Genomic DNA, 6,911 nt, shown 5'->3' with positions numbered 1-6,911 from the left:
ATCATTTCGCCATGAATTTCTGGAACGCCGAACATTTCCAGCGTGGTGTCGCCCAGGCGCAGGAAAACAATGCGAAGCTTTTCTTCTGGAAGCCACATTTCACGGTCGATGGTGAAGCCAAGGAGTCGCGTGTAAAAGACGACTGATTCTTCCAAATTCCGCGCGGTGATCGTAGTGTGGTCGATGCGTTTGATCATGGTAGTTCGTCGTGATGCCTTTAGGCATTCTCTTTTGATTACGTCCGGCCCCTGAAGCGGCAACTACATACGCTTCAACTCTTCCATCGTCGGCATGGAACTCTGCGCGCCCATTTTCGTCACCGAATAAGCCGCAACCGAATTGGCAAAGCGAATAGCCTCCTCAAGATTTTTGTCACTCGCCAGTGAAAAGGCCAACGCGCCGTTGAACGCATCGCCGGCAGCAGTGGTGTCGACAACCTGCACTTTCTTCGGTGGGAATAATTCGGCTTTCGCTTGACTCACTAACAACGCGCCTTTTTCACCCATCGTGACAATTACATTCTTCACGCTCGTGGCGAGCAGTTTCTTTGCCGCGGCTTGCGCCGAAGCTTGATCGTGGACGGCTTGCCCGGTGAGAAGTTCGGCCTCCGTCTCATTGGGGGTGAGATAATCGACTAGACTTAACAATTGCTGCGGCAGCTCGCGGGCGGGCGCAGGATTCAAAATGACGAGCGCGCCATGTTCTTTGGCCAGCCGGGCCGCCTGGATGACGGTGTCAAGCGGAATTTCCAATTGCAACAATACGATCTTCGCGCCGGAAAAAACCGCGCGGTTGCCCGCAATGTCGGTGGGCGATAAATTCATGTTGCTGCCGGAAACCACGACGATTTCATTTTGGCCGCTGCCCTCCACCGTGATGAGCGCCATGCCGGTCGATTCATCGGGATCGATCAAAAGATGATCGAGCTGCACCCCATCCTTTTGCATGCCGGCGCAGAGCTTGTCGCGAAAGAGATCGTTCCCCATTTTGCCGAAAAAATGAACGTCACCGCCGAGCTTCGCCGCGGCCACGGCTTGATTGGCACCTTTGCCGCCGGGGTGCATGCCGAACTTGCTGCCAAAAACAGTTTCGCCAGGCTGCGGAAAACGCGGTGTGCTCACGACCAAATCCATGTTGGCGCTGCCGATGACGAGAATTGTGCTTTTAGTCATTCTGCTTTCCACCATCCGATCATAATTCCAAAAAATTGCCCAAAGAATAAAGGCGGCCAACGGATTAATCTATTAAAAAGAGTGAAATCTTTGCTTTTAAAACAAACACGTTAGACGCGGATTTCCACAGATCCTCACAAAAAATCAGTGCAAACCACATTTGATCTGTGTCCAAAGATTTTGGCTCCGGCTCGTCCTATAACCTTCTCAATTATGAATCCGTTGGCCGCTGTTATCCGTTGATTTTTTTCATGAATGGACTTCGAATCAAAGCAATGAAAGCTCATACCGATGCTCATGCACCAGTCTCGGCGCCGAGAAAATGCCCGAGGGCTTTTGCACGGCCTCGAGCAAGTTGATCAGCGTGTTGGTGATTTTCAATTCGAACGTATTCCCGCCCGCTTTGATGGAATCGGTAACGTCAACGCGATATGGATGCCACGGCACGACGCGACTCTCGCCGCCATTGACGCTCACTTCCAGCACGTCATCGCCGCAATCGACTTCGAGAAACAATTTGCCGCCGATATATTTGCTCGGCACTTCAATCTCGGTGCGATAGCTGCCCGTGCCGGAATAGAACGGATAGCCTTGCTTCGTCCAGTCCCCAACTTTGACCACGCGATGCTTTTCGGTGATCATGTAACCATCATTTGATTTTTCCACCGCAAAATAGCCGATGATCTTGAGCAAATCGAGAATGCCGTCGGTACGGCGATTCGCGATTAATTTCACGGCGATGATATTGCGGCCAACTCGCACGTGGGATTGAATATCGACTTCTTTGATTTCCGCATCGAGCTTGCTGCGTCGGCCTTTGTCTTTTATTTCATCACCGTTCACAAAAAGTTGGTATTCGGAACCGCTGAAACCGTCAATGAGCAATCGTGTATTCGGCGGCAAAGTCGCAATCTCGAAGGAGATGCGATACCACAGCGTGACCGGATACGTTGCTTGATCGCGCTCCTGCGGCAGTTGCATTTCCCACGCGCCGTTGGTGACGTTGTGCCAGGCGGAGTCATCAAAATCAAATTTGTGGAAGCTTTGCTCGAATCCGGCGCCGCCGTCCATCGTCATTTTCCATTTGGAGATGAGCAGCGCGTTGTCCCCTTCAAGGTCAAACGAAAATTCCTTGCCGAGAGAGAGCGGACGCAGGGGGCGCTTGCCCCTGGCCGCGATGCGCTTCACGCCCTTGTCTGTAACGATTTTTGCAAATACTTCTTCGGCAGCTTCGGCGCTGTATCCGGCAAGAGTATTGCCGTCGAAGCTGGTGACATGCAAATTGCTCGCGGTGATGAACGGTTTTTGCAATTCGCCGTTCAAGACCACGATATGAGATGCACTCGCGGAGAAATCAAGATGAAAGATCAAACGCCCGTTTTTGACTTGATAAATGTGAATCGGAGTGACGTTGCCGGTATTCGTATTCCACAATTCCGGCCGGCCAATTTGCTCGAAAGTGATTTCAACGGCGCCTTTAGCCTGCGTGCTGGTATTGACCAAAAATAAATGTCGCAGCCATCTTTTATGCGATAAAGATAGAAAACCTCCTCATCGCTGATCGTGACATCCGGGGCTGCGCGTTGATTGAGCAAGCGTTTCAGTTCTTTCTTGGCGTTGGCGCGGTGCAGGCCCTTGCCTTCGATCACGAAGACGTTGCCTTTAGTGTTTCGATGCGTGATGCGCGCTTTGGTAGCGCCGTCATTTTGGAAATCCTCCAGCAGTTTCACCGGATTCACGCCAAGTAGATTCCGGACTTCTTTGACCGCGCGATTTTTTCCGCCTCCAAAAACTCAATGGGCGGCAATGTGTGCAATCACATGGCCGCCGCTTTTCACGAATTTTTGCAGAGCTTCGAACGTCGATCTTTTGATATGCTTGACCGGCGGCAAGATGAAGATCGAATACTCTTCGTCGCGAATTTTGATTTTTGCCATTCTCGATCTGCGCTTCGGCCAGCATGTCTTCATCGACATAATCGAAATCGTAATGCAGCCGCAGCGGCGTGTCGGTCAAATAATTGAAATCAAATTCAAGCACGTTGCCAATGTCGGTGCGTTTTGCGGGACGCAGTTGGCCCAGATGCTGCTCAACAGATAAAGCACGCGAACTTTGGCAACGTGGCGGCCGCCGGAAAGAATGTGGCTCAACCGCGCCGCGTAATCCGTAAATTGACCGTAATGCTTCCACCAGGTGTGATGATAGAATTGCGAGGGCGGCCAGTCGCGCTTGCGCTCGCCTTCGATGGAGTAATGATAGCCGTGATTGTTGAACCTGAATCCGGCGTGAAAAGGGCGAAATCTTCTTGCATCTGATAAAAATGTTCGTCTTTGCACGCCTAGACTCATTTTATAGTTTGTTGAATCGTTTTTTGAGTTTCTTGATCCTGTTCAGTGTTTCCAAGAAAGCGTTCTTGTCGGGATAGCACTCTGATAATTTTAGAGCGGGCCGGCCTTGTGGATAGATCAATTCGGCCGGTACTGCCAGCAACCGATGTCGCAATGATTCGATGGACATTCGACGGCACTCTTTGGGAAGACATAGTCGTTTGAAACAGTTCAACAGATTGTAGGCGAAGAGCGTGACCTGGGAAAAGGCAGAATTCGCTTCAAAAAATTTGGTTGGGATATTCTCCAATTCCAGCTTGACGCGTGCGATGCCGGCGCTGTTGCCGGCCTGAAAATCAGGATCGAAAGCCGTGACTTCATAGCGCGAAAGTCCGCGGCGACACTGCGCCACGACGACAGCAGCACGCGGGCGACAACGAGAAGAACGGATGATTGCTTTTTTGTTTTCGTGGCCGGCATTTCAACTTTTGGCAGCTTGTTCCAAATAAGTGCCGCGATCAATGCGAGGGTATAAACCGCCAAGACCAGTGGGAAAGTATTGTCCGGCAGCGCGAAGATGAGAGTCAGATTGCGCTCGATTCCCTGGCGCATGCGTTCGATCAGCCGCCGACGCGATACCAGACCGGAACGCCACTTGGGGATATAGAGCTTGGTCTCCAGCAGCGGGTTTTCGGCGACAGTATTTCCAACCATAGATGAATTATGCGCAAGCATTTTGGAATCGTTTTTTTCGAGGCTTGCTTTGAGGCAGAAAAATGCTGCAATTTCTATAAACGACTCGTGAAAAATAAGAAGCAAATCAGCGGCTGCGCGCGGCTTTGCGCAATTTTTGCTTTGTATTTTTTCGAGGCGCCTCCAATTTTTCATCTCGGAATGCTGAGCCCCATTCGCGCAAACTCTCGATAATCGGAATCGTTGTTTCGCCCTTTGCGGTCAGTGAATATTCGACTTTCGGCGGGACGACTTGATAAACCTCGCGATGAAGCAAGCCGTCGCGCTCCAATTCGCGCAATTGTTCGGTCAACATCTTGTGGGTAATTTGTCCCAGGCTTTTTTTCAGCTCGCCATACCGCCACGGCTTCTCTTTTAGCCTCCAAAGGATGGGCATTTTCCATTTGCCGCCGATAATCTCCAAAGCCAGCTCCACCGGGTTGTTGTAAGCTTTGCCCCTGAATTCAAATCTTGGCATTGCGGCCTCGCTTCAATGCTTCCTAAAAAGTGCGTATCATACTTGAAAGTGCATACTTGACAAAATAGCCATTTGCCTTTAAGTTTGCAATCAGAAGTTTGAAATTCCAGCAATGCCTCGATTATAAGCGATAGAGCAAGCGCTCTTTCTTGCGCGCAGGCAGGATCTCTGCGCTACGGGCCTCCGCCCAACTGAGGCATTACAAAATCAACTAATTTTCAAAACCCGAAAGGTGTGATGATGAGCGCCAATATCAATGTCTTCGATCCCAACAAGCCGAAAAAAGTCTTGCTGGTCGCCGCCAATCCCGCGGTTTCAACAACCACCGGCTGGCCGATTGGCTTTTGGGCCGCCGAGTTGACGCATCCCTACTTCGAGTTTACCGAACACGGTTATCAAGTTGAAATCGCCAGCCCGAAGGGCGGCAAGCTGCAGCTCGACGGCTTCAGCGATCCGCGTCACGAGAGCGGCTATTCGGCGCATGATCTGATCAGTTGGGGATTTTTGAGCAGCCCCAAACACGCGGCGCTCCTCGAAAACACCAAAAGCCTCGCGCAGGCAAAAATTTCCGACTACGACGCGCTATTTCTCGCCGGCGGGCAGTCGCCGATGTATACCTTCATCGATGACGCGAAGCTGCACAAATTCGTTGCTGATTTCTACGAAGCCGGCAAGGTCGTTGCGGTGGTTTGCCACGCCACCTGCGTCCTGCTCAAAGCCAAATTGAGCGACGGGAAACTTTTGGTCGACGGCAAAACCTGGACGGGCTTCGCCAATTCCGAAGAGCAGTTTGCCGACAATTTCGTGGGCAAGCGCATTCAGCCCTTTTGGATTGAGAATGAAGCGAAAAAGCTCGCCAACACCAACTTCATCACCGGCGGCATGTTCAAGCCGTTTGCTGTGCGCGACGGCAGATTGATCACCGGACAGCAGCAATACTCCGGCGCGGACGCGGCAAAGTTGGTGATTGAGGCGCTGGGGGTGTAATGGGAGCGCGGATATTTCTGTCCGCTATGCGCAGGCGGATTAGAAAATCCGCCCTCCCCCAATAGTGTTATGAAAAAGGGAGTGCGAACCTTCCTGTCCGCAATGCGCAGGCGGACTAGAAAGTCCGTCCTCCCCTCAAATATCAAGGAGCCTATCATGAAAATCGCCATTATCGGCGCCGGCAACGTCGGCGGCGCGCTGGCTTCGGGTTGGGCTAAAGCAGGGCACGAGGTCATTTTGGGCGTGCGGAATCTCGACGACAGCGAGATCAAAGCACTCGTTGCGGCAAACAAAAACATGAGCGCCCAATCAGTGAGCGACGCGGCAAAGGAGGCAGAAGTCATCTTAGTGTCCGTCCCAGTTGCGGCTATCGTGGACGTGGCCAAGTCGCTGGGCGAGGTCAAAAATAAAATCATCGTCGACGCCACCAACTCCATCATTCAAAGGCCGGCGCCTTATGCCCACGGCGTCGAAGCGTTTAAAGCGTTGACCAACTGCGAAGACGTGGTGAAATGTTTCAACTCGACGGGTTTTGAGAACATGACCAATCCGAGATATGGCGAAATCAGCATCGATATGTTCGTCGCCGGTAGCAGCGCAAAAGCCAAGGCGGTTGCGAAGCAGCTTGCAGGCGATCTCGGCTTTGCCGAATGCTATGATTTCGGCGGCGACGACAAAGTCGCGCTGCTGGAACAATTCGCCCTGTGCTGGATCAATCTCGCGATCATGCAAAAACACGGGCGCGGGCTGGCGTTTAAAATTTTGAAACGATAATATGAAGATTTTCAGAACCGGAAATTTGCACAAAGGCCGCCTCGAAGCTTTCAGTGATGGCGTGTTCGCAATCATCATCACGCTGCTCGTGCTGGAGCTCAAAGTGCCGGCGATTGCGGAGGAACACAATTCCGCGGCATTGGCGGGCGCGTTGCTCGCGTTGCTTCCCAAGTTTATGAGCTGGGTGATGAGCTTTGTGATCGTCGCCATCTTTTGGGTGAATCATCATCGCTTTTTCAACCTGCTCAAACATGCCGACAACGGCCTGCTGTGGCTCAATTCGCTCTTTCTCATGCTGCTGTCGTTCATCCCCTTTCCCACGGCACTTTTGGGCGAATATCATCGCACGCCGCTTGCCGTGATGTTTTTTGGCTTCGTGATGACGCTGGCGAGCGTGGTTTTTGCGTGGATGCGCTGGTATGCTTCGCGGCATGCCGGGAT

9 protein-coding genes are annotated in these 6,911 nt (G+C 51.9%); 3 read left to right on the top strand and 6 right to left on the bottom strand.

The annotated features are described in order from the left end of the window. The 6 genes from FBQ85_24235 to FBQ85_24210 all read right to left on the bottom strand — a co-directional run. Positions 1-197: VOC family protein (locus FBQ85_24235; GenBank protein MDL1878242.1), on the bottom strand; the 197-nt coding region annotated here is incomplete at its 3' end. Between the two features lie 63 nt (positions 198-260). Beyond that, positions 261-1,172, bottom strand: a complete 912-nt coding sequence (gene rbsK / locus FBQ85_24230; protein ID MDL1878241.1) for a ribokinase — start codon at positions 1,170-1,172, stop codon at positions 261-263. A 267-nt stretch (positions 1,173-1,439) separates the two neighbouring features. After that, positions 1,440-2,675, bottom strand: a complete 1,236-nt coding sequence (locus FBQ85_24225; GenBank protein ID MDL1878240.1) for a hypothetical protein — start codon at positions 2,673-2,675, stop codon at positions 1,440-1,442. Between the two features lie 509 nt (positions 2,676-3,184). Next, positions 3,185-3,508 (bottom strand): hypothetical protein, encoded by a 324-nt coding sequence (locus FBQ85_24220; GenBank protein ID MDL1878239.1) that lies wholly within the window; start codon positions 3,506-3,508, stop codon positions 3,185-3,187. Positions 3,509-3,521: 13 nt separating this feature from the next. After that, positions 3,522-3,953 (bottom strand): hypothetical protein, encoded by a 432-nt coding sequence (locus tag FBQ85_24215; GenBank protein ID MDL1878238.1) that lies wholly within the window; start codon positions 3,951-3,953, stop codon positions 3,522-3,524. 366 nt (positions 3,954-4,319) lie between these two features. Further along, entirely contained in the window at positions 4,320-4,709 is a 390-nt protein-coding gene (locus tag FBQ85_24210; protein ID MDL1878237.1) for a helix-turn-helix transcriptional regulator, read from the bottom strand. A gap of 237 nt (positions 4,710-4,946) precedes the next feature. Between FBQ85_24210 and FBQ85_24205 the strand changes: the two genes are divergently transcribed. From FBQ85_24205 to FBQ85_24195, 3 genes are all read left to right on the top strand, one after another. Beyond that, positions 4,947-5,696, top strand: a complete 750-nt coding sequence (locus FBQ85_24205; GenBank protein MDL1878236.1) for a type 1 glutamine amidotransferase domain-containing protein — start codon at positions 4,947-4,949, stop codon at positions 5,694-5,696. A 156-nt stretch (positions 5,697-5,852) separates the two neighbouring features. Further along, positions 5,853-6,470: an NADPH-dependent F420 reductase gene (locus FBQ85_24200; protein MDL1878235.1), complete on the top strand. Its 618-nt coding sequence runs from the start codon at positions 5,853-5,855 to the stop codon at positions 6,468-6,470. 1 nt (position 6,471) lies between these two features. Then, a partial coding sequence (locus FBQ85_24195; protein ID MDL1878234.1) for a DUF1211 domain-containing protein occupies positions 6,472-6,911 on the top strand: 440 nt, incomplete at its 3' end.

It is taken from the genome of Cytophagia bacterium CHB2 (assembly GCA_030263535.1).
In the GTDB taxonomy this organism is placed as follows: domain Bacteria; phylum Zhuqueibacterota; class Zhuqueibacteria; order Zhuqueibacterales; family Zhuqueibacteraceae; genus Coneutiohabitans.
The sequence above is the reverse complement of the archived record's forward strand: the minus strand, read 5'-3'. Positions and strand labels throughout refer to the sequence as shown.